This window comes from Collinsella sp. BIOML-A6 (assembly GCF_009875845.1).
GTDB classification, from domain to species: Bacteria; Actinomycetota; Coriobacteriia; order Coriobacteriales; family Coriobacteriaceae; genus Collinsella; species Collinsella aerofaciens_H.
Map to the genome: position 1 here is coordinate 113,274 of NZ_WWSL01000002.1, position 20,085 is coordinate 133,358.

Genomic DNA, 20,085 nt, shown 5'->3' on the forward strand with positions numbered 1-20,085 from the left:
TACCCGAGGGGATTGTACCCGATGGAAAGGCTTTAAGCGAAGTAGGCTACGCCGCTCTCAAAGATTGGCATGAACTTATCGCCGGGGACATGCTCGGGCACGTTGCGGTACAGGTTGTCGCCGCGGCGCTCGGCATGACCCATCTTGCCCAGGACGCGGCCGTCGGGGCTCGTGATGCCCTCGATGGCGAGTGCGGAGCCGTTGGGGTTGACGGAAAGATCCATGCTGGGCTTGCCGTCCTCGCCCACGTACTGCGTGGCGACCTGGCCGTTGGCGATAAGCTGGGCGAGTACCTCGTCGTTGGCGACAAAGCGGCCCTCGCCGTGGCTGATGGCGACGGTGTAGGGGTCGTCGAGGCTGCACTGCGACAGCCACGGGGACAGGTTGGACGAGATGCGGGTGCGCACCAGGCGGCTCTGGTGGCGGCCGATGGTGTTAAAGGTCAGCGTGGGCGCATCGGGCGTGGCGTCGACGATGTCACCGTAGGGCACCAGGCCGAGCTTGACCAGAGCCTGGAAGCCGTTGCAGATGCCCAGCATCAGGCCGTCGCGGGCCTTGAGCAGGTCGCGGACTGCCTCGGTGACCTCGGGAGCGCGGAAGAACGCCGTGATGAACTTGGCGGAGCCGTCGGGCTCGTCACCGCCCGAGAAGCCGCCGGGGATCATGACGATCTGGCTTTCACGGATGCGGCGGGCAAGCTCGTGGGTGCTCTCGGCGACGGCCTCGGGCGTGAGGTTGTTGATCACGAAGGTGTCGGCCTCGGCACCGGCGGCACGGAAGGCGCGGGCGCTGTCGTACTCGCAGTTGTTGCCGGGGAACACGGGGATGATCACGCGCGGGCGGGCGATCTTGGCGCCGCCGTACACGTGGATGTCCTTGGCGCGGAAGTCGACGGTCTCGACTTTGGCGGTCTCGCCGGCGCTGCGGTAGGCGAAGACGCCCTCGATGCCGCTCTCCCAGGCCTCCTGGAGCCCAGCGAGCTCGATGACCTCGGAGCCGGTATCGATGACATAGCCCTCGACGGTGGTACCCAGGGGCTCGACGACAACGCCGTCCGCGACCTCGGGCAGCTCGGCGTCCTCGGCGAGTTCGACGATAAAGCTGCCGTAGAGCGGGGTGAAGAGGCTCTCCACGTCCACGTCCTCGGCAAGCTCGATGCCGATCTGGTTGCCGACGCACATCTTAAAGAGGCTCTCGGCGCCGCAGCCGTAGCCAGGCGTGGAGACGGCCAGGGCGTCACCGGCGGCAGTGAGCGCCTCGACGGCGTCAAATGCGGCGAGCAGCTGCTGGGCGTCGGGGCGGTAGTCCTCGCCGTAGGTGGCGGGGGCGATGCGGACGACGCGGTGCGTCAGGCCCTTGAACTCAGGGGAGACGGCGCGGGCGGCGCGGCCCACGGCCACAGCGAAGCTGATCAGAGTCGGCGGAACGTTGAGCTCGCCGGCCTCGTCCTCAAACGAGCCGCTCATGGAGTCCTTGCCGCCGATGGCGCCGGCGCCCAGGTCGACCTGGGCCATGAGGGCGCCCAGGACGGCTGCCGTGGGCTTGCCCCAGCGCTCGGCCTCGGTGCGCAGACGCTCGAAGTACTCCTGGAAGGAGAGGTAGGCGTGCTTGTGCTCAAAGCCGGCGGCCACGAGCTTGGCGATGGACTCAACCACGGACAGGTAGGCGCCAGCAAACTGGTCGGCTTCCATCAGGTAGGGGTTGAAGCCCCATGCCATGGCGCTCGCCGTGGTGGTCTCGCCGTCCACGGGGAACTTGGCGACCATGGCCGAGCTGGGGGTGAGCTGCGTCTTGCCGCCAAAAGGCATAAGCACGGTTGCGGCACCGATGGTGGAGTCGAAGCGCTCGGAAAGGCCTTTGTTGGAGGCGACGTTGAGGTCGGTGACCAGCGAGGTCATGCGCTCGGCAAGCGTGGAGCCCGCCCAGCTGGGCTGCCACACGCTGCGGGCGCACACGTGGGCGGCCTGGTGCTTGGGCGCCCCGTTGGAGTTGAGGAACTCGCGGGACAGGTCGACGATGGCGACGCCGTTCCAGGCCATGCGCATGCGCGGCTCGGCGGTAACCTCGGCGATAACGGTCGCCTCCAGGTTCTCCTCGGCGGCGTAACCCATGAACTCATCGACGTCACCGTCGGCGACGGCGCAGGCCATGCGCTCCTGGGACTCGGAGATGGCGAGCTCGGTGCCGTCAAGACCGTCGTACTTCTTGGTCACGGTGTCCAGGTCCACGTACAGGCCGTCGGCAAGCTCGCCCACGGCGACCGAGACGCCGCCGGCGCCAAAGTCATTGCAGCGCTTGATCAGACGGCAGGCGTCGCCGCGGCGGAACAGACGCTGCAGCTTGCGCTCGACCGGGGCGTTGCCCTTCTGGACCTCGGCGCCCGAGGTCTCGATGGACTCGGTGTTCTGAGTCTTGGAGGAGCCGGTGGCGCCGCCGATGCCGTCACGGCCGGTGCGGCCGCCCAACAGGATGATCTTGTCGGTGGGGGCGGGGCACTCGCGACGCACGTGGTTTGCCGGGGTAGCGCCCACGACGGCGCCGACCTCCATGCGCTTGGCCACGTAGCCGGGGTGATAGAGCTCGTTGACCTGACCGGTGGCAAGGCCGATCTGGTTGCCGTAGCTGGAGTAGCCGGCGGCGGCGGTGGTCACGAGCTTGCGCTGCGGCAGCTTGCCCTCGAGCGTCTCGGAAACCGGGACGGTGGGGTCGCCGGCACCGGTGACGCGCATGGCCTGGTACACATAGCTGCGGCCCGAGAGCGGGTCGCGGATGGCGCCGCCCACGCAGGTGGCGGCACCGCCGAAGGGCTCGATCTCGGTCGGGTGGTTGTGGGTCTCGTTTTTAAACAGGAACAGCCAGTCCTGGTCCTCGCCATCGACGTCGACCTTCACCTTGACGGTGCAGGCGTTGATCTCCTCGGATTCGTCGACATCGGTCATGACGCCGGTCTTCTTAAGGTACTTGGCGCCGATGGTGCCCATGTCCATGAGGCAGACGGGCTTGGCGTCGCGGCCGAGTTCGTGGCGCATCTCCATGTAGCGGTCGAAGGCTTGCTGCACCACGGCGTCGTCGATCGTCACGTCGTCCAGGACGGTGCCGAAGGTGGTGTGGCGGCAGTGGTCGGACCAGTAGGTGTCGATCACGCGAATCTCGGTGATGGTGGGGTCGCGGCCCTCATCGCGGAAGTACTGCTGGCAGAAGGCGATGTCCGCCTCGTCCATGGCCAGACCGCGATCGGCGATAAAGGCGGCAAGGCCGGCCTCGTCGAGCTCGCGGAAGCCGTCGAGTACCTCGACGGGCGCAGGCTCGGGAGTCTCCATGTACAGCGTCTCGGGCAGGTCGAGCGAGGCGATGCGCGCCTCGACGGGGTTCACCACGTAGCGCTTGATGGCCTCGATGGCGGCTTCGTCCAGGGTGCCCGAGATCATATAGACCTTGGCGGAGCGCACGGCGGGGCGCTCGCCCTGGCTGATGAGCTGCACGCACTCGCTGGCGGAGTCGGCGCGCTGGTCAAACTGGCCAGGCAGGAATTCGACGGCAAAGACGGCGCCATCGCGTGCGGGGAGCTCGTCGTAGGTCACATCGACCTGGGGCTCGCTAAAGACGGTCGGCACGCAGGAGCGGAAAAGCTCCTCATCGATGCCCTCGACGTCGTAGCGGTTGATGATCCTCAGGGCCTCGATGCCCTTGATGCCGAGAATCTCGGTCAGCTCGCCCTTGAGCTGCTGAGCCTCGACGTCGAACCCGGGTTTCTTCTCCACGTAGATACGAGAGACCATTGGTTCCTGCCTTCCTGATCGGTTGGGCGTACGGTACGGTATGCGGCAGCGGTCGGTTTGCGGGGTCTGCCCTGCGGTCGCCTTGAGCCACATGTTTGTAAACCTCACTATGATACGACAGCTCGTGGCGCGTTGAGGACGGTGAGGGTGCTACAGTGATGAGCAATCAAGAGAAAGGCATCACATGGCATTCGTTTCACTTGCCATCATCGCACTGGTGGCCTTTGCGAGTCCCTTCATCGCCTCGGCGATTCCTGGAAAACCCGTTCCCGAAACGGTCTTTTTGCTCGTGTTCGGCGCGGTGCTGGGACCTCATATGCTCGGCGTTGTCCATGTAGATGCCGAGGTCTCGCTCGTGTCAGAGCTCGGTCTGGCATTTTTGTTCCTGCTTGCCGGCTTTGAGATCGATCCCAAGAACATCACGGGCGTCGAGGGGCGCTACGGTATGGCCACATGGGTTGTTACCTTTTGTATCGCCTGGCTTGCCGTGCGCTTTACCCCGTGGTTCTCGGTCAGCCATTTCGACGGTATCGCCGTGACGCTCGCCTTGACCTCGACGGCGCTTGGAGCGCTCATGCCCATCTTGCGCGAGCGCTCGCTCACCGGCACGCGCGTTGGCGACTCGATTCTCGCGTATGGCACTTGGGGCGAGCTCGGCCCCGTGCTCGCCATGTCGGTGCTGCTGTCTGCCCGCACCGGCATCCAGACGCTCGTGATTCTTGGCCTGTTTGCCGTGGTCTGCGTGCTGCTGGCCGTGGTCCCAAGTCGTTCCAGGCGCGTCGGCAGCCGCTTCTTTTCGTTTGTCGAGGAACGTGCCGATACCACGTCGCAGACCTTCGTGCGCCTGACGGTGCTCATCCTGGTCACGCTCGTGGCGTTCTCGGCCATCTTTGACCTCGACATCGTGTTGGGTTCTTTTGCCGCCGGCTTTGTCCTGCGCTATATCATCCCCGAGGGCAACCATACGCTCGAGACCAAGCTCGATGGCCTGGCCTACGGCTTTTTGATTCCGGTGTTCTTTACCGTATCGGGCGCAAAGATCGACCTGACGGCCGTGGCGTCGCGCCCGGGCTTGCTCGCGGGCTTTATCGTGGCGTTGCTGATTATTCGTGCCGTGCCTATTCTCATCTCTATGAGCATTTGTCCCGCGACGCGCGATGTGTCGGCGTATGGCCGCATTACCGTGGCCCTGTACTGCACCACGGCTCTGCCGATCATCGTTGCCGTGACAAGCGTTGCCGTCAACGCGGGCGCGCTGTCGCAAGAAATTGCGTCGGTTATGGTTGCCGCCGGTGCCATCACGGTGTTCTTGATGCCATTGCTCGCGCAGCTCTTCTACCGCGTGGTCGACGCCGCACCGGTCGCCGCCGTGGCAGAGGTCGCCGAGCATCCATCCGATGCGCTCGACATCCTGCGCGCCCATCACGATTTGGCGAGCCTGCTCGCACGCGAGCACGAGCTGCTGACCTCGCATGGTCACGGGCGAACGCTCGACGGCATGCCTACGATTGATTCTATTGCCGACCGTCTCTCGGCCGAAGCGGCGAGTGGCCGCATCGATGCTCGCATCGTGGACGCTGCCCATTTGCTGGCCGAGAAGACCTATGGTGACGAGATTGACCCGTCCAAGTTGACTCCGCGCGAGCGCCGTCGCCTGGAGCGTGCCAAGCTCGCCGTACGCGAATACCGCCGCCGCATGCTGGAGCTCTACGCAAGAGAAGAAGCCGAAGACGACGACGGCAAGTAGCCGATGCCGACGCTGAGGCGGCATGCCAGTTTGAAGGGCAGACTTGAAACGGGATGCGGTTTCCGGATGAAGTTCTTGGCGGAAAGTACATCCCGGTTTGAAGGCTCAGAATGGGGCACGCTTACCGAAACAAGGTCCTTTGGGAAAATGCATCCCGGAACAGGCGCTCAGAGTGGGACACAGTTTCCGCTAGAGGCCCGTTGCGGAAGGCGCGTCCCAGAATCGGCGACCAAAACGGGACACAGTTTTCGCATGAGGGCTCTCGGGGAAACTGTGTCCCGTTCTGGGCTAGAAAACTGGGATACGGTTTCCGTCCAAATAAAAGAAGGCGCGCTGCCTGCGATTGATGCAGGCAGCGCGCCTTTTGCGCAAGACTCTGTTGAAGGTTGAAGCCTTGCCTCGCTATGAAATAAGGAAACCTTAATTTCCAATACTCCGAATTTCGAAATTAGATAACACATTTCTGCAGTCTTAATTGCAAATGCCAGACTTATTCGAAATAATGATAGTCGATTAGGCTTTTTTATTTCAAAGGAGCGATGAAGCGATGGCGTACAAGACACTCGAAAAACTCTTTTATGCAGATTCAAGCTCCGATCGTTATGCTCGTCATGACAGGCTGCTGCATGAACGTCTTGCTGCCGACGGCACGGTGCGGACTGGAATTCACCTTGAGCATGGTGAACTGTTTGCTTGTGTTCCTTTGGAGCTGTCCGTTGCTAGCGAGCGGATCCTCAGAAAAGAGCGAAAGATTTCCAACCTGTGGAACAGCTTGCCTTATGTGGCTTTGGGGGCCTCGATTCGTTCGCTGGTGCTTGAGGAGGTTGTTTTCAGCAACGAGATGGAGGGTGTGCACAGCACACGGCGCCAGATTGAAGCGGCACTGGAGTCTGCGGAGGACGCTGCGGCCGAACTTTGCGGCGCCGCTGAAAAGGAACACACTCCTTTTATTGAATTCGCTCGTCTCTATCTTCAGCTGGTGGATGGTTCAAGTCGTCCCGGCAGACCCGAGGATATCCGCGAGATTTTCGATGCCGTCACTAAGGGCGTGCTTGACCCGAAGGACCGTCCGGATGGCAAGATGTTCCGTTTGGGTCCCGTTGTGATTGAGAACAGTCGGGGCAAGATTCTCCATCAGGGTGTTTCCTCGGAGCCCGAAATCATTGACCTTCTTGGCAAGATGATAGAGCTTGGCAATCGCGAAGATGTCCCAAGCCTTTATGTAGCTTCGCTCTGCCATTTCCTCTTTGAATATATCCACCCCTTCTATGACGGCAACGGAAGGACGGGGAGATATCTTCTTGCGTTGAGCCTGAACGAGACGCTGTCGCAGCCGACGGTGCTGTCGCTCTCTAGGACGATTGCTGAGAATAAAACCGCATATTACAAGGCGTTTGACGTGGTGGAGAGGCCCCTTAACGGTAGCGAGGCTACTCCGTTTGTTGCAATGATTCTTGATTTGATCGAGCAAGCGCAGGATGCCGTTCTGGGCGATTTGGCCGAAAAGCGCGTACAACTCGATGATCTCAAGCGGGCGATCGATGAGCTCGACGATACGTTTACCGAAAGGGCAAAAGATATTCTGTTTTATGCGGCACAGATGCATATCTTCGGTGCCTTTGGCGAATCTACGCTTGATGGCGTGTCGGGCTATCTCGATGTGACAAAGCCGACAGCGAGCAGGTCATTGTCGAGCCTGATCGCTGCCGGGTATTTAGAAAAAGTGTCCGCAAGGCCGCTCGTGTGCAGGATGACGGAGACGGGACTTAATCTGCTCGGACTCGAGTGAGCATCGGTTATCAGACAAATGAACACTCCGAGCGCTTGTCCGCTATTCCTTGATGGTATACGAGTGTGCACATGTCGAAGCGTCCTCTTCTGAGAACTGGTCGACGCCGCTGCCATCAAGATAGTAATCAATAACATTGTTGTTTTCCCGCTTGTTGTGCCATTTGGTTACGCTGTCTACTACCTTGATTCTCATTTCCATTGGCTTTTTTCTAATTTCGAGATGGGATGCCAGCGTATCTGTAATCAACGCGAGATTATTATCTGATGGTGTGTTGATTATTGGCTCGGCATAATGCCCTCCCTCCCTTGACGTTATTCGATATTCGCTACATAAAGGAGAAGGGTGCCTGTAGCCGATTTTACTGTGCAACAAATTGCATGTCGGTGAGCGGTTGCGCCGCCTGATGCGTTCGCCAACATGAACATTGGTTATCTGGCGGCGCGGTGCAATCACGATTTGATTTGGATCGCACGATTCAACTCTCATTGGGAAGCCGCGTCCCAGTCTGAGGACTCGGAATGGGACGCGGCTTCTGCGGGAGGTCAGCCGGAAACTGGGGACCATTATTTGGCTGGATTCTGGGATGCGGTTTCCCAAGCAGGCCCCTTTGGGAAACCGCATCCCAGAATCCGCACCCAGAGTGGGACATAGTTTCCGAAAGAAGGCCCTGAGGGAAACTGCGACCCGTTCTGCCCCGAAATACTGGGATATGATTTCCCGTACAAACAGAAGAAGGCGCGCTGCCTGCGGTTGATGCGGGCAGCACGCCTTCTTTGATAGGGCCGTGTTGAGGCTTGAAGCCAAAGCTTGTGGCCCCTTAGGAGCGGGCGGCTCCGTCGACGGGGAGCACGGCGCCCGTGACGTAGGAGGACATGTCGCTCGCCAGGAAGACGAAGGCGTTGGCGATATCCTCGGGCTCGCCCATGCGGCCCAGCGGAATGGTGGCGATGATGGGCTTGATGACCTCATCGGGCAGGTTGGCGACCATATCGGTCTTGGTCACGCCGGGTGCGACGGCGTTGACGCGAATACCCATGGGGGCGAGCTCGCGCGAGAGCGACTGGACCATGCCGTTGACGGCAAACTTGGACGTGGGATAGCCAACACCAGAGGGCTGACCGTACTTGGCGACCATCGAGCTCGTGGTGGTGATAGTGCCGCCGTGGCCTGCCTCGGTCATAATTTTGGCGGCCGCCTGGTGGCCATTAAAGACGGCGACGACGTTGAGGTCCATGACTTTGGCGAACTCCTCGGCCGTGTAGTCCAAAAGGGGCGAGCGCTGGGAGATGCCGGCATTGTTGACGACCGTGTCCAAGCCGCCCATATCGGCGGTAGCCTGGGTAAAGGCCTCGGTTACGGCCTCGAGCGAGGTGAGGTCGCAGGAGCGGCCCCATACCTTGGCCTCGGGATAGGCGGCGACCAGCTTCTCGACGGCTGCATCGGCAGTCTCCTGGCGCGAGCCAAAGACGGTGACGGCGGCGCCTTCCTCGATAAAACGGCAGGCGATGGCATAGCCGATCCCGCGCGTGCCTCCGGTGATGATTGCTTTCTTGCCCTCGAGCAACATAGTGCTTCCTCTCTTCGTGGACGGACATAAGCACAGCATAGCGGTAGCCAAAATCGGCTTCGGTTGCACATCGGCGAACGGTGCCCCCGGCTGTCAGGAGCGGTCGAGTTGTTCAAATGCTGATTGCGCCAATACGCCCAGCGTGCGCAGGCAAAGGGGCTCCCGTCCAGCGCCGGACGGGAGCCCCTCACACATATGCCGTAAAGCAAAGATCGAATTAGTTCGCCATGACGCCTTCGGTCCAAGCCTCAACATCCTCGATGCGCAGGACGTTGGCGACCTCGGCCACGCAGTCGACGCTGGCAAGCTCGGCGGCGGCAGCCTGGATGTCTTTCTCGAGCGCGCGGTGCGTCAGGAAGATGACCGAGCAGGCATCGCTGACGCCCGACTTGCCGTCCTCGACCTGGTTGATGAGCGAGATCGAGATGTTGTGCTTGGCAAAGATGTCGACCGTCTCGGACAGGGCGCCCACGCGGTCGGCGACCTTCAGGCGTACATAGTACTTGGTCTGGAGCTCGTCCATGGGCTTAAAGGCAAGGTTGTGGCCATAGGGCTCAATCTCGGGCAGCGGAGCCACGCCGCGGCTGATCTGCTCGGAGAGCGACAGGATATCGCCCACGACGGCGCTTGCGGTGGGGAAGGACCCTGCGCCGGCGCCGTAGAACATGGTCTCGCCCACGGCGTCGCCTACCACGTAGACAGCGTTCATGGCACCGTTGACCTTGGCAAGCATGTGGTCGGCGGGGATCAGCGTGGGGTGCACGCGAACGTCGACGCCGGCGTCGGTGTTGCGGGCGATGCCCAGCAGCTTAATGGTGTAGCCGAGCTCGCGGGCCTGGGCGATGTCCTCGGCGCCGATGGTACGGATACCCTGCTGGTATACGTCATCGGTGGTCACGCGGGTGCCAAAGCCAATGGAGGCGAGGATCGCCGTCTTGCTGGCGGCATCGAAGCCGTCGACGTCGGCGGACGGGTCGGCCTCGGCATAGCCCTTGGCCTGTGCGTCGGCGAGCACGTCGGCGTAATCGGCACCCTCGGCGTCCATGCGCGACAGGATGTAGTTGGTGGTGCCGTTGAGGATGCCGGCGATGGTCAGGATCTTGTTGCCCACCAGGTCGTGCTCAAGCGTGCTCACGATGGGGATGCCGCCGCCGCAGCTGGCCTCGCACTTAATCTGCACGCCGCACGCGCGCGCCTTCTCGGCGAGCGTCTCGACGTGACGGCCCAGCAGGGCCTTGTTGGCAGAGACGACGTGCTTACCGTGCTCAAAGGCAGTGGTGAAGATCTCGGTTGCGGGATGCTCGCCGCCGATCAGCTCGATGACGATGTCGACGGCGGGGTCGGTGACGACGTCGTGCCAATCGCTCGTAAAGGCCTCACGCTCAATACCGGCCGCCTCGGCCTGCTCCCAGGCAAGCGCGCAGGCGCGGGTCAGCTTGAGGTCGATGCCGTAGGCTGCCAGGTACTCATCGTGGTGGCTCTTGATCAGACGGGCCACGCCGCCGCCGACGGTTCCCAGACCGATCAGACCGACGTTCACGGTGCGCAGGGGTTCGCTCATAGATAGCTCCTTCGTGCATCTTATGGATGGATTAACCGCTTAATGGTTGAGTGCATTCTAGCGTGAATCGAGGGCGCGTGCTCGCCAGGCAACAGGAGTCGCACAAAACGGCACCCCCGAAACGCTGCGGAAACATTGGAAATATGCTCGCTACAAACGGAACTCCGTAACAAATTGTCAACGTTTGCGCCATAAGGTTTGCCCCGTACCGCAAGACGGCCGCACTGCGGCCAGCGAAAAAAAGGGGGACACCATGTTCAACATCAACAGCACGCTCAGCCGTAGGAACTTTCTCGCCGGCGCCGCGGCGCTCGGCAGCACCGCCGCATTCGCTGGTTGCTCGTCGGGTGGCTCGGACGGCAGCTCCGCCGATGACGGCAAGACCTTCAAGATCGGTGTCATCGGCCCTCTGACCGGCGCCGCGGCAACCTATGGCGTTTCGGCCGAGAAGGGTGCCAAGCTCGCCGCCAAGGATTTCTCGACCAAGGACCTCAAACTCACGCTTAAGTCCGAGGATGACGTCGCCGACGGCGAGAAGGCTATCAACGCCTTCAACACCCTGTGCGACTGGGGAATGCAAGCTCTCGTCGGCCCCGTCACGACCGGTGCCGCCGTCGCCGTCTCGGGCGAGATCGCCGACGATATGCTCATGGTCACGCCTTCGGCCTCGTCGCTCGACGTCACCAAGGATAAGACCACGGTCTTTCAGGTTTGCTTCACCGATCCCACCATGGGCGCCAGCGCCGCGAAGTTCTTGGCCGAGAAGTACGCGGACGCCCAGATCGCCCTGTTCTACAACTCCGGCGATACATACAGCTCGGGTGTTGCCGACGCCTTTGCCGAGCAGGCCAAGGCGTCCAAGCTCGATATCGTCGATACCGAGACCTTTAAGGACGATTCTTCCACGAGCTTTACCAACCAGCTGACCAAGGCCAAGGAGGCCGGCGCCACGCTCATCTTTGCACCGATTTATTACACGCCGGCGTCCGTCCTGCTCAAGAACGCCAAGGACATGGGCTACGACATTACGCTCATGGGCACCGACGGCATGGACGGCCTGCTCTCCGTTGAGGGCTTCGACACCTCTCTTGCCGAGGGTGTACTGCTCATGACCCCGTTCTCTGCCGACGACGAGAAGAACGCCGACTTCGTCAAGGCATATAAGGACGCCTACGACGAGACGCCCAACCAGTTCGCTGCCGATGCCTATGACTGCGTCCACGCGATTGTCGAGGCAATCGATAAGGCAGACATCGACATTACGGCCGACGGCGCTGACATTGCCGGCGACCTTGCCAAGGCCATGCGCAAGATCAAGATCGAGGGCCTGACGGGCGAGCTGACGTGGAATGACAAGGGCCAGGTTGAAAAGCCCGCTACGGCCTATGTGATTCAGGACGGCAAGTACATCGCCGCCTAGGTGCGCACAAAACGCGACTGGTGAGTCTGTTTTAATCAGGGCAGAGGAGCTTGTAACAGAATAGAAATATTACTTTCACATAATAAAGTGGTGTTTATGCATAAATGAATCGAAATACGCATATTTATGGATAAATGAACAAGGTCAAAGAAAAGTTGAAATAATCGCCACTTTTCCTAACTAAAGCGTCTACTATTTTGCGAACGCCGAACACGGCGAAGGATGGCCTGTCGGGTAACCGAAACCCGACGAGATTTGAGAGGAGAGCCGCATGTCGAGCCTCACCGGTAAGTCATTGAACCCTGTTATGAATCGCAGGAGCGTTATCGCGAGCGCAGCAGGTCTGGGGGCGATGTCCATTCTAGCTGGCTGCTCCTCCAACGGCGGCGACAGCGGCCCCGCTTCGAGCGACGCTTCGTTTAAGATCGGCACCATCGGCCCGCTGACCGGTGCCAACGCGTCCTACGGCAAGTCCGTTACCCAGGGTGTCGAGCTTGGCTGCAAGGATTTTTCGACCAAGGAGTTGCCGCTTGCCAGCAAGGCCGAGGACGACCAGGCCGATGGCGAGAAGGCCGTCAACGCCTTCAACACCCTGCTCGACTGGGGCATGCAGGCCCTCGTCGGCCCGACCACCACGGGAGCATCGGTTGCCGTTGCAGCAGAGTGCGGTAACGACCCCAAGACGTTCATGATCACCCCGTCCGCGTCCTCCGAGGACGTTACCAAGGGCAAGGATTGCGTCTTCCAGGTTTGCTTCACCGACCCCAACCAGGGTGTCAACGCTGCCAAGTTCCTGGCGCAGAAGTATGCGGACGAGAAGTTCGTGCTGTTCTATAACTCCGGCGACGCCTATTCTTCGGGTATCGCGGATTCCTTTAAGGCACAGGCCGCTGAGTCCAAGCTCGAGATTGTTGACGAGGAGACCTTTAAGGACGACTCCGCCACGAGCTTTACCAACCAGCTGACCAAGGCCAAGCAGGCCGGCGCCACCATGATCTTTGCGCCGATCTACTACACGCCGGCGTCCGTCCTGCTCAAGAACGCCAAGGACATGGGCTACGACGTCAAGATGATGGGCTGCGACGGCATGGACGGCATCCTGGGCGTTGAGGGCTTCGACACCTCTCTTGCCGAGGGTCTGCTGCTCATGACCCCGTTCTCCGCCGACGACGAGAAGAACGCCGACTTCGTCAACGCTTACAAGGATAAGTACGGCGATACCCCCGACCAGTTTGCCGCCGACGCCTACGACGGCGTGCACGCGGTGGCCGAGGCCCTCAAGGAGGCCGGTCTTGGTGTCGACGCCGACCCGACCGAGGTCGCCGAGAAGCTGCCCAAGGCTATGCTCAAGATTACCGTTGACGGTCTGACCGGCAAGCTCACCTGGAACGATAAGGGCCAGGTCCAGAAGGACCCCACGGCGTACGTCATCACCGATGGCAAGTACGTACAGGCCTAATTGGCCGCCTTACATAGAGCGGTTTTGATCTCAAGCAGGGGAGGTTTTGGCCTTCCCTGCTTGCTTGGTATCTAGGGACAGTGTAACGTCCCTGTTTCATACATTTATTGGAAACCTATTCGAAAGGGGGATGTGGAACATGACGGTCTTTATCCAATACCTGGTCAACGGCCTGTCCATGGGCAGCGTCTACGCCATCATCGCGTTGGGCTACACCATGGTCTACGGTATCGCCAAGATGCTCAACTTCGCTCACGGCGACGTCATCATGGTCGGTGCCTATGTCTCGTTCTGCGCCACGTCGTATCTCGGCCTCCCGGGCTGGGCATCTGTAGTTCTCTCTTGCGTGGTCTGCACGGTTCTCGGTGTTCTCATTGAGGGTCTGGCCTATAAGCCGCTGCGCCAAGCAGGCCCGCTGGCCGTTCTGATCACGGCCATCGGTGTGTCGTACTTCCTGCAGAATGCCGCACAGCTTCTGTGGGGCGCCACGCCCAAGAACTTCACTTCGCTCGTCGCCTTCCCGGTGCCGGAGTTCTTGGCCAAGTTCAACGTGAGCGCCGTCTCGCTTGTCACCATCGTCGCCTGTCTGGTTATCATGGCCGGTTTGGTGTTCTTTACGGGCAAGACCAAGATGGGTAAGGCCATGCGTGCCGTGTCCGAGGACAAGGCCGCCGCTCAGCTCATGGGCATCAATGTCAACCGCACCATCTCGATGACGTTTGCCATCGGCTCCGCGCTTGCCGCCATCGCCGGCGTGCTGCTGTGCTCCTACTCGCCGGTGCTGCAGCCCACGACGGGCGCCATGCCTGGCATCAAGGCCTTCGATGCCGCCGTTTTCGGCGGCATCGGCTCCATTCCCGGTGCCTTTGTCGGCGGCATTCTCATCGGCATCATCGAGGCGATGGCGCAGGCTTACATTTCCACGAGCCTTGCCAACTCTATCGTCTTTGGTGTTTTGATCATCGTCCTGCTCGTCAAGCCTGCCGGCCTCTTGGGCAAGTACGTCCCCGAGAAGGTGTAGGTGAGCGTTATGAAGTTTCTTAAAGACAAGCAGACGCGTCACGACTTTGTCACGTACGCCATGTGCATTGTGGCGTTCGCCATCGTGTTCTTTATGCAGTCTAACCACATGATCCCGCGCATGATCGCCGGTCAGCTGGTCCCCATCACGGCCTATATCGTCATGGCCATCTCCCTTAACCTCGTCGTCGGCATCGCGGGCGACCTGTCGCTGGGCCATGCGGGCTTTATGAGTGTCGGTGCCTACACGGGCATCGTCACCGCGGTCGCCCTCGAGAGCGCCGTTCCCTCCGATCCGGTGCGCCTTATCATCAGCATCGTGGTCGGCGCCATCGCTGCCGCCATCCTGGGCTTCTTGATCGGCATCCCGGTCCTTCGCCTGAGCGGCGATTACCTGGCTATCGTGACGCTGGCCTTTGGCGAGATCATCAAAGAGATCGTCACCTGCCTTATCGTGGGTGTCGACTCGCGCGGCCTGCACGTGATCTTTAACATCACGGGCAACTCCACGATCGACGACCTGCACCTGCTCGAGGACGGCACCGCCATCATCAAGGGCGCCCAGGGCGCCTCGGGCGTGTCGACGTACTCGACCTTCCTCGCCGGTGCCATCCTGGTCATGGTCGCACTCGTGATCGTACTCAACCTGGTTCGCAGCCGTACCGGCCGTGCCATTATGGCCGTGCGCGACAACAAGATCGCTGCCGAGTCCGTGGGCATCTCCGTCACCCAGTACCGCATGATCGCCTTCGTGGTTTCCGCTGCCCTCGCCGGCGCTGCTGGGGCCCTCTTCGGCGGTAACTTCTCGCAGCTCTCCGCCACCAAGTTCGACTTCAACACGTCGATTCTCATCCTGGTGTTCGTGGTCCTGGGCGGTCTGGGCAACATGCGCGGCTCCGTTATCGCGGCGGCGCTGCTCACGGTGCTTCCCGAGCTGCTCCGTCAGTTCTCGGACTACCGCATGCTCATCTACGCTATCGTGCTGATCCTGGTCATGATCTTTACCAACAATCCGCAGCTCAAGGCGTTCTTCGGTCGCGTCAAGGACCGCTTTGCTCCCAAGAAGGAGGTGGCAGCCGATGCCCAGTAAATTTGAGTTCAACAAGGGCAAGATGGTCCCGTATCCTTCTGGCGCCATCGTTCCCGATCGCGACCTGGGCGAGCGCCCGGCACTCGAGTGCATCCACCTGGGCATTGAATTCGGCGGCCTTAAGGCGGTCGACGACTTTAGCCTAACCATCGGCAAGACCGAGATCGCCGGCCTCATCGGCCCCAACGGTGCCGGTAAGACCACGGTCTTCAACCTGCTCACCAAGGTGTATCAGCCCACGCACGGCACCATCCTGCTCGACGGCGAGGACACCTCGGGCAAGTCGGTCTATCAGGTCAACCGCATGGGTATTGCCCGTACCTTCCAGAACATTCGCCTGTTCAACACAATGACGGTGGAGGACAACGTCAAGGTTGGTCTGCACAATCAGGAGCGCTACTCCGGTTTTGAGGGCGTGCTGCGCCTGCCGACGTACTGGAAGCACGAGAAAGCTGCTCACGAGCGCGCCATGGAGCTGCTGTCCATCTTTGATATGGAGCACCTGGCTAACGAGCAGGCCGGCTCGCTACCTTATGGCGCCCAGCGTCGTCTGGAGATTGTCCGTGCGCTTGCCACCAACCCCAAGCTGTTGCTGCTCGACGAGCCTGCCGCCGGTATGAACCCGTCCGAGACCGCGGAGCTTATGGAGAACATTGTCAAGATCCGCGACACCTTCGGCATCGCCATCATGCTTATCGAGCATGATATGTCGCTCGTTATGAACATTTGCGAGGGCATCTGCGTGCTTAACTTTGGTAAGGTCATCGCCAAGGGCACGGCGGAGGAAATCCAGAACAACGATGCCGTTATCGAAGCGTATCTGGGTAAGCAGGATAAGGGGGAGAACTAAATGGCAGAGCCGATGCTTTCCGTCTACAACATCAACGTCTGGTACGGCGCCATCCACGCCATCAAGGACATCTCCTTTAACGTCAACGAGGGTGAGATCGTGGCCTTGATCGGTGCCAACGGCGCCGGCAAGTCCACGACGCTTAAGACCGTCTCGGGCCTGCTGCGCTCCAAGACCGGCTCCATCAAGTTTATGGGCGAGGACATTACCCATACGCCTGCCGACAAGCTGGTGGGCAAGGGCCTGGCCCAGGTCCCCGAGGGGCGTCGCGCCTTTTTGCAGATGACGGTCGAGGAGAACCTGGAGATGGGCGCCTACACGCAGCCCAAGTCCACGGTGGCTCCGGGCCTTGAGCGCGTCTACGAGCAGTTCCCGCGCCTTAAGGAGCGCCGTCGCCAGGTCGCCGGCACCCTTTCGGGCGGCGAGCAGCAGATGCTCGTTATGGGCCGCGCCCTTATGAGTAACCCCAAACTGCTTATGCTTGATGAGCCTTCCATGGGCCTGGCGCCGATTCTGATCGAGCAGATCTTCCAGATTGTCGAGGACCTGCACAAGGCCGGCACCACGGTGCTTCTGGTCGAGCAGAACGCGCAGATGGCGCTCTCGATCGCCACGCGCGGCTACGTGCTCGAGACCGGCAAGATCACCATGACCGGTACCGGACAGGAGCTCCTGCACGACGATAACGTCCGCAAAGCCTATCTGGGCGGCTAGGAGGTTCCGCCGTTCTACCGAACGGCGGACCGGCCGACGCTGCAAGCCCGCCAGGGCGGCAATCTGCCTTTCAACTTCGGCGGCATGACCAGAAGGTCAATGCCGCCCTCTTTTCATGCCAATTTGTTCGCTCTGGTGCCCGCTCGCTGTCCGTCCTCTGCCTGCGGCGTTACATTGGTTCTGGCACTTGGGGTAGTCGTTGGGGACGTTCTTGAATGACTAGTCGTTTAAGAACGTCCCCAACGACTATTCCTTTTCAGTTGCGGTGAAATAGAGACTGAAAGAGGGCATCAGGGGCAAAACCAGTCTCTATTCCACCGCAACTTCATGGGGATGTGTGACAATGCCCGTCGGAAAACATCTGCTGTCTTTGGGGGTCTATCTATGCTGTACGAGTTTTGTGCCGAGAACTTTGAACGGGTGCCGGCGGCCATCGAGGCCGGTGCGGGGCGCATTGAGTTGTGTGACAACCTCGCCGTCGGTGGCACCACGCCTTCCGCCGGCGTTATCAGCGCTACAGTCAGCTACGCTCACGAGCGCGATGCGCGCGTGATGTGCATGATTCGTCCGCGCGGCGGCGACTTTTGCTACAACCAAGACGAGCTGCGCATGATGGAGATGGACCTGGGCCTTGCTGTGAGCGCCGGCGTTGACGGCCTGGTCTTTGGCTGCTGCAAGCCCTGTGCCGGCGGCTGGGCGCTCGACGAACTCACCCTCGGCGCCCTCGTTATGGCTACGGGCTGTGCGACCGAGGAGTGCAAGCGCGAGTCCCTTGACATCACCTTCCACATGGCATTTGATCAGCTCTCGCCTGAGGCTCAGCTCGATGCGATTGATACACTTGCCGACTGCGGCGTTACGCGCATCCTCACGCATGGCGGCGCGGCCGGTACGTCGATCGAGGATAATTTCGATCACCTGGCTCGTTTAATCGAGTACGCGGGCGACCGTTTGACCATCCTTCCCGGCGGCGGCATCACTACGGCAAATCGCGACGCGGTCGCGGCAGCGCTCGGCGTCTCCGAGCTCCATGGCACCAAGATCGTGCCGCTGGGGGTGTAGTCCGTGGCGCTCGTATTTGACGTCCAGCAGGCGAACGGTAAGCCCGACGACAACCGTCGTCCCGGCATCGCGTGCCCCTTTTGCGACACGGAGGGGCTCGCCAACATCATCCTGCGCGACGGTGACTGCATCTGGCTCGAGAATAAGTTCAAGACCTTGCGGGCCACCCGCCAGACCGTGTTGATCGAGTCGGCCAATCACGACGCCGACCTGGTGACCTATGAACCGGATGAGCTGCATCATGTGATGCGGTTTGCCCTGGGCTGTTGGCAGCGGATGATCGATTCCCAACAGTACCGCAGTGTGCTCATGTACAAGAATAAAGGCCCGCTTTCGGGCGGCAGCCTCGTCCATCCACACATGCAGATTGTGGGCTTGGAACAGGAGGACGGCTATGCGGCGCTGACCTCAGCCAACTTTGAAGGCATCGATGTCTGGCATCAGGGGAGAATCTCGGTCAACATCTCAACCGAGCCGATCATGGGATTCTTTGAGGTCAACGTCTCGGCTCCACAGGGAATCGCCGCCAGCGACGACGCCCGCGACCAAGCCGAAGCGGACCTGTTTGCCGATGCGATTCAGGTGGCCCTGCGCTACATCCTGCACGAGCACCACGGCGGTCGCGCGGAGTCGTACAACTTGTTCTTCTACCACCTGGACGGCCGGACCATTGCCAAGGCGCTGCCACGTTGGGTGGTATCGCCCTACTTTGTGGGCTATCGTCTGGCCCAGGTCAATGCCGAGACCACGCTCGATATCGATGCTGAGCGCCTACGCGCGCGTCTGGAAACGCTCTTATAGCAAGACTAATACCCGCGTCATGCGGACGGTCTAGCGTGCCATCGTGTCGCGGCCGGCCTTGACCCGCTTGCGCTGTTTGGCGCGCTCCTCACCGGTTAGGCGCTCAAAGAGATGCCCGATAATCGAGGCCAGCACTTGCTGAAACAGCGTTCCGCACATGACGGGGAACACGACCTCGCCGGGAAAATACTGTGTGGCGATGACGGCGCCCGAAGAGATATTGCGCATACCGCAGGTAAAGCACATGGTGGTCGTCTCGCTATACGGCAGGTGCAGGGCCCGGGCGATCAGGACGCCGATGATAAAGCCGCTGATGGCGAACACCAGGATAAAGAGGGCGACTTCCAAGCGCTCAACATTCATGTGCAGCACGTACTCGCTCATGGCGGTGGAGTTGGACGCGATGACACTCATCATCATGAACTTGCAGGCGGGCGAGAGCGCGGGGGAAAGTTTCTCGTGGCCCCAGCCGTGCGTGAGTTCGTTCATGACGATACCGAGCACGGCGGGGATGGCGATCATAAAGGCCATATTCTGCATCATGCTCGGCATGTCGATCGAGACGGTGGCGCCCAGCAGGAGCTTGAGCGTAAGAGGAATCGTCACAGGTGAGATGACCGAGGACGTCAGAATGATGGTGAGCGCGAGCGGGCCGTTGCCGCCGAACATGCTGATCCACATAAAGGCAGTGACTGCCACGGGTACGCTGTACTCGAGCACGATGCCGCAGACAAGGTTGGGATTGGAGCCAAAGAATAACGACCCCATGGCATAGGCTGCGATAGGGATAAGCACCGCCGAGACGAGCAACGCCAAGACCAGGTGCAGCGGACGATGGAACACCTCAGCCACCTGGTGAAAGGTGTTGCTCAGCGCGCCCTGAAACGTCATAAAGGCAAACAAGGCGGGAACGATGGGCTTGAGAACGCCGATCTGCTGGGGAAAGAGCACGCCGAGCGCCACGCAAATCGGAACGATGATCTGCATGTGCCCCGCGAGAAATTTGCCCAGTCCAATCCATTGCTTCATATGCGCTTGTGACTCCCTTTGCTCGTGAATCCGTTTTGAATGGATATGCTAGACGCTCGCATGCGTCCGCGCGTCAGAAACGCTCGAATATTTCGAGGCTATTACCGGCATCGTTTACCGAAACCGCGGCGTGCCGAGGCGATTTGTGTCCGCGCTGCACGGTATAATAAAATCGTTCAACAGATCTGCCTGCC

15 protein-coding genes are annotated in these 20,085 nt (G+C 60.6%); 10 read left to right on the forward strand and 5 right to left on the reverse strand.

Going from position 1 to position 20,085, the window contains the following annotated elements; all coding sequences use genetic code 11:
- Nucleotides 1-32: 32 nt before the first annotated feature.
- Nucleotides 33-3,779, reverse strand: coding sequence for a phosphoribosylformylglycinamidine synthase (locus tag GT495_RS01245; protein WP_161161835.1), 3,747 nt, complete (start codon nucleotides 3,777-3,779; stop codon nucleotides 33-35).
- A gap of 184 nt (nucleotides 3,780-3,963) precedes the next feature.
- On the opposite strand from GT495_RS01245, the gene GT495_RS01250 reads away from it, so the two are divergent.
- Together GT495_RS01250 and GT495_RS01255 are read left to right on the forward strand one after the other, a co-directional pair.
- Complete coding sequence (locus tag GT495_RS01250) at nucleotides 3,964-5,526, forward strand: cation:proton antiporter (RefSeq protein ID WP_161161834.1); 1,563 nt, start codon at nucleotides 3,964-3,966, stop codon at nucleotides 5,524-5,526.
- A gap of 547 nt (nucleotides 5,527-6,073) precedes the next feature.
- A complete protein-coding gene (locus GT495_RS01255) occupies nucleotides 6,074-7,315 on the forward strand; it encodes a Fic family protein (RefSeq protein WP_161161833.1) in 1,242 nt (413 codons plus the stop codon).
- A gap of 42 nt (nucleotides 7,316-7,357) precedes the next feature.
- Here GT495_RS01255 and GT495_RS01260 read toward each other — a convergent pair whose 3' ends face one another.
- The 3 genes from GT495_RS01260 to GT495_RS01270 form a co-directional block, all read right to left on the reverse strand.
- A complete protein-coding gene (locus tag GT495_RS01260) occupies nucleotides 7,358-7,915 on the reverse strand; it encodes a hypothetical protein (protein ID WP_161162664.1) in 558 nt (185 codons plus the stop codon).
- A 220-nt stretch (nucleotides 7,916-8,135) separates the two neighbouring features.
- The gene (locus GT495_RS01265; RefSeq protein WP_161161831.1) at nucleotides 8,136-8,885 is read right to left on the reverse strand and encodes an SDR family NAD(P)-dependent oxidoreductase; all 750 of its coding nucleotides are present in this window, start codon (nucleotides 8,883-8,885) and stop codon (nucleotides 8,136-8,138) included.
- Between the two features lie 217 nt (nucleotides 8,886-9,102).
- Nucleotides 9,103-10,446, reverse strand: a complete 1,344-nt coding sequence (locus GT495_RS01270; protein WP_161161830.1) for a homoserine dehydrogenase — start codon at nucleotides 10,444-10,446, stop codon at nucleotides 9,103-9,105.
- 253 nt (nucleotides 10,447-10,699) lie between these two features.
- Between GT495_RS01270 and GT495_RS01275 the strand changes: the two genes are divergently transcribed.
- The 8 genes from GT495_RS01275 to GT495_RS01310 all read left to right on the forward strand — a co-directional run bounded on the left by GT495_RS01275 (nucleotide 10,700) and on the right by GT495_RS01310 (nucleotide 18,862).
- Nucleotides 10,700-11,866, forward strand: coding sequence for an ABC transporter substrate-binding protein (locus tag GT495_RS01275; RefSeq protein WP_161161829.1), 1,167 nt, complete (start codon nucleotides 10,700-10,702; stop codon nucleotides 11,864-11,866).
- A gap of 271 nt (nucleotides 11,867-12,137) precedes the next feature.
- Nucleotides 12,138-13,325 (forward strand): ABC transporter substrate-binding protein, encoded by a 1,188-nt coding sequence (locus tag GT495_RS01280; protein ID WP_161161828.1) that lies wholly within the window; start codon nucleotides 12,138-12,140, stop codon nucleotides 13,323-13,325.
- A 139-nt stretch (nucleotides 13,326-13,464) separates the two neighbouring features.
- The gene (locus GT495_RS01285; RefSeq protein WP_152074360.1) at nucleotides 13,465-14,346 is read left to right on the forward strand and encodes a branched-chain amino acid ABC transporter permease; all 882 of its coding nucleotides are present in this window, start codon (nucleotides 13,465-13,467) and stop codon (nucleotides 14,344-14,346) included.
- A 9-nt stretch (nucleotides 14,347-14,355) separates the two neighbouring features.
- Nucleotides 14,356-15,435, forward strand: a complete 1,080-nt coding sequence (locus GT495_RS01290) for a branched-chain amino acid ABC transporter permease (protein WP_161161827.1) — start codon at nucleotides 14,356-14,358, stop codon at nucleotides 15,433-15,435.
- A complete protein-coding gene (locus tag GT495_RS01295; protein ID WP_055287178.1) occupies nucleotides 15,425-16,285 on the forward strand; it encodes an ABC transporter ATP-binding protein in 861 nt (286 codons plus the stop codon). The genes GT495_RS01290 and GT495_RS01295 overlap by 11 nt, the downstream gene beginning before the upstream one ends.
- A gap of 12 nt (nucleotides 16,286-16,297) precedes the next feature.
- Nucleotides 16,298-16,999: an ABC transporter ATP-binding protein gene (locus tag GT495_RS01300; protein ID WP_035137222.1), complete on the forward strand. Its 702-nt coding sequence runs from the start codon at nucleotides 16,298-16,300 to the stop codon at nucleotides 16,997-16,999.
- A 384-nt stretch (nucleotides 17,000-17,383) separates the two neighbouring features.
- Nucleotides 17,384-18,061 (forward strand): copper homeostasis protein CutC, encoded by a 678-nt coding sequence (locus GT495_RS01305; RefSeq protein ID WP_161161826.1) that lies wholly within the window; start codon nucleotides 17,384-17,386, stop codon nucleotides 18,059-18,061.
- A 3-nt stretch (nucleotides 18,062-18,064) separates the two neighbouring features.
- Complete coding sequence (locus tag GT495_RS01310) at nucleotides 18,065-18,862, forward strand: DUF4931 domain-containing protein (RefSeq protein ID WP_161161825.1); 798 nt, start codon at nucleotides 18,065-18,067, stop codon at nucleotides 18,860-18,862.
- A gap of 30 nt (nucleotides 18,863-18,892) precedes the next feature.
- Here the strand turns inward: GT495_RS01310 and GT495_RS01315 are convergent, their stop codons facing one another.
- Entirely contained in the window at nucleotides 18,893-19,891 is a 999-nt protein-coding gene (locus GT495_RS01315; RefSeq protein WP_161161824.1) for a bile acid:sodium symporter family protein, read from the reverse strand.
- Nucleotides 19,892-20,085: the final 194 nt, after the last annotated feature.

What these genes read in the sequence shown, in the direction of transcription:
- GT495_RS01270 (WP_161161830.1), bottom strand. Translation starts at nt 10,446, where the DNA reads ATGAGCGAACCCCTGCGCACCGTGAACGTCGGTCTGATCGGTCTGGGA.
- GT495_RS01285 (WP_152074360.1), top strand. Translation starts at nt 13,465, where the DNA reads ATGACGGTCTTTATCCAATACCTGGTCAACGGCCTGTCCATGGGCAGC.
- GT495_RS01245 (WP_161161835.1), bottom strand. Translation starts at nt 3,779, where the DNA reads ATGGTCTCTCGTATCTACGTGGAGAAGAAACCCGGGTTCGACGTCGAG.
- GT495_RS01300 (WP_035137222.1), top strand. Translation starts at nt 16,298, where the DNA reads ATGCTTTCCGTCTACAACATCAACGTCTGGTACGGCGCCATCCACGCC.
- GT495_RS01250 (WP_161161834.1), top strand. Translation starts at nt 3,964, where the DNA reads ATGGCATTCGTTTCACTTGCCATCATCGCACTGGTGGCCTTTGCGAGT.
- GT495_RS01275 (WP_161161829.1), top strand. Translation starts at nt 10,700, where the DNA reads ATGTTCAACATCAACAGCACGCTCAGCCGTAGGAACTTTCTCGCCGGC.
- GT495_RS01265 (WP_161161831.1), bottom strand. Translation starts at nt 8,885, where the DNA reads ATGTTGCTCGAGGGCAAGAAAGCAATCATCACCGGAGGCACGCGCGGG.
- GT495_RS01315 (WP_161161824.1), bottom strand. Translation starts at nt 19,891, where the DNA reads ATGAAGCAATGGATTGGACTGGGCAAATTTCTCGCGGGGCACATGCAG.
- GT495_RS01305 (WP_161161826.1), top strand. Translation starts at nt 17,384, where the DNA reads ATGCTGTACGAGTTTTGTGCCGAGAACTTTGAACGGGTGCCGGCGGCC.
- GT495_RS01290 (WP_161161827.1), top strand. Translation starts at nt 14,356, where the DNA reads ATGAAGTTTCTTAAAGACAAGCAGACGCGTCACGACTTTGTCACGTAC.
- GT495_RS01295 (WP_055287178.1), top strand. Translation starts at nt 15,425, where the DNA reads ATGCCCAGTAAATTTGAGTTCAACAAGGGCAAGATGGTCCCGTATCCT.
- GT495_RS01255 (WP_161161833.1), top strand. Translation starts at nt 6,074, where the DNA reads ATGGCGTACAAGACACTCGAAAAACTCTTTTATGCAGATTCAAGCTCC.
- GT495_RS01280 (WP_161161828.1), top strand. Translation starts at nt 12,138, where the DNA reads ATGTCGAGCCTCACCGGTAAGTCATTGAACCCTGTTATGAATCGCAGG.